Below are 1,582 nucleotides of genomic sequence, written 5' to 3'. Positions count from 1 at the left end.
TTAGTTTTCTCCTTATTAGGAAGGTCTTCGACAGGCTCAGACAGGATAGGGTTTAGCTTAACTTAATAGCATTGGTAGCGTCTCGCTACGACCTAGTAGTTTCAGTGCTTGGGCGAGGGTTGGGGGAGGTGAACGTTTTGGGTATAGCGCTGAACAAACCTACAAAGGTACTATCTATCCTAAGCACAGGCCGGCTCCCCTCCTAATTTAGGAGGGGCAAGGGGTGGTTAATAGACTAGTATGCTATTCCGACTATGGAAGGATGTAGCTAGTGCTGATATTCCTTCTGTGGCTTATATGGTTAAATGATTGTTTTTGAGTTTCTTTATTCCTCACTGCCAGTACGTTTAGTGTCTTTTTCTCGACAAAAAGGTGCCTAAAGCAAAAAGCCGTAAATCAATAATCTTAGTTATCAATTTACGGCCTTATTATATTTTATGCAGTATTAAGCCTCTATGGTGAAGGCGCTCAGGTTTACGAATTCCTGAATTCTTGCTGCTACTTCTTCTTCTGTTAAGTTTAATAATTTTTCGGTACCGAATTTCTCCACACAGAAAGAAGCCAATGCTGATCCATAGATGATTGCATTTTTCATGTTATTGAAGTTAATGGTTCCAACTTTAGCTAAATAACCGATAAAGCCTCCTGCAAAGGTATCTCCGGCACCGGTTGGATCAAAAACCTCTGCCAATGGCAATGCCGGAGCGGAAAAAATTTTATCTTCATGGAACAATAAAGCACCATGCTCACCTTTTTTAATGATCAGGTATTTTGGTCCCATGGTTAAGATTTTCTTGGCTGCTTTAACCAAAGAGTATTCTCCAGACAATTGACGGGCTTCTGCATCATTGATGGTTAATACGTCTACCAATTTGATGGTTTCCAGTAAATCATCCATCATAATGTCCATCCAGAAGTTCATTGTATCCATAACGATCAATTTTGGACGGTTTTTAAGGCGTTTAATCACCGTTTGCTGTACTTGTGGTGTCAGATTGCCTAGCATCAGGTATTCGCAGTCCTGGTAGCTTTCAGGGATAATCGGATCGAAGTTTTCCAATACGTTTAATTCGGTAATTAAAGTATCTCGACTGTTCATGTCGTTGTGGTATTTGCCCGACCAGAAAAATGATTTTTCTCCTGCTTTAACTTGAAGTCCTTCGGTATCGATACCATGATCTTTAAATGAATCGATATCTGCTTTTGGGAAATCATCACCTACTACAGCCACAATTTTTGCTTTATTGTAGAAGTAAGAAGCAGCTAAACTGGCATAAGTTGCAGCACCACCAACAATTTTATCCGTTTTTCCGAAAGGAGTTTCTATAGCATCGAAAGCCACAGTACCTATGATTATCAGGCTCATATATCTTTTTTTAATTTTTTTTAAAAATTTTTCACTGCAAATATTGCATAAATAATTTAAAAGCCCTAATATTGCATTCCCAAAACGAACGAGTGTATATGTGTTGTAAAGCACAGGAAACAAGTTTTTTTGGAACCGGATTCCTTCTTAGCTCAGCCGGTTAGAGCATCTGACTGTTAATCAGAGGGTCGCTGGTTCGAGCCCAGCAGAAGGAGC

1 protein-coding gene and 1 tRNA gene are annotated in these 1,582 nt (G+C 39.6%); one reads left to right on the top strand and one right to left on the bottom strand.

Annotated elements, in window-relative coordinates; translation table 11 throughout:
- Positions 1 to 445: 445 nt before the first annotated feature.
- Positions 446 to 1,366, bottom strand: coding sequence for a PfkB family carbohydrate kinase (locus BMX11_RS24005; protein ID WP_090890145.1), 921 nt, complete (start codon positions 1,364 to 1,366; stop codon positions 446 to 448).
- A 141-nt stretch (positions 1,367 to 1,507) separates the two neighbouring features.
- Between BMX11_RS24005 and BMX11_RS24000 the strand changes: the two genes are divergently transcribed.
- Positions 1,508 to 1,581, top strand: a tRNA-Asn gene (locus BMX11_RS24000).
- Position 1,582 lies beyond the last annotated feature (1 nt).

This window comes from Pedobacter rhizosphaerae, from assembly GCF_900111155.1.
Taxonomy (GTDB): domain Bacteria; phylum Bacteroidota; class Bacteroidia; order Sphingobacteriales; family Sphingobacteriaceae; genus Pedobacter; species Pedobacter rhizosphaerae.
This window is presented reverse-complemented; position numbering and strand designations above follow the sequence as displayed.